This window comes from Mycoplasma zalophidermidis (assembly GCF_018913985.1).
In the GTDB taxonomy this organism is placed as follows: domain Bacteria; phylum Bacillota_I; class Bacilli_A; order Mycoplasmatales; family Metamycoplasmataceae; genus Mycoplasmopsis; species Mycoplasmopsis zalophidermidis.
In genome coordinates, this window is the sequence record NZ_JAHMHK010000027.1 from 1 (window position 1) to 355 (window position 355).

Here is a 355-nt window from a genome sequence, read left to right on the forward strand (position 1 = left end):
GGTGAAATTATGGTCCCAGTGAAAACGCTGGGTACCCGCATCAAGACGAAAAGACCCCATGGAGCTTTACTACAACTTCGTATTGAAATTTGGTCTAACATGTGTAGGATAGGTGGGAGACGTTGAAACTAGAACGCCAGTTCTAGTGGAGTCAACCTTGAAATACCACCCTTGTTATATTGAGTTTCTAACTTGCCATCATAATCGGGTGGGAGGACAGTGCGTGGCGGGTAGTTTGACTGGGGCGGTCGCCTCCTAAAGAGTAACGGAGGCGTTCAAAGGTACACTCAATACGGTCAGAAACCGTATGCAGAGCGCAAAGGTAGAAGTGTGCTTGACTGTGAGACTTACAAGT

At 47.3% G+C, this 355-nt stretch carries 1 rRNA gene; it reads left to right on the forward strand.

Annotated features, from left to right (window positions below):
* Nucleotides 1-355, forward strand: a 23S ribosomal RNA gene (locus KQ878_RS04550); the annotation flags it as partial.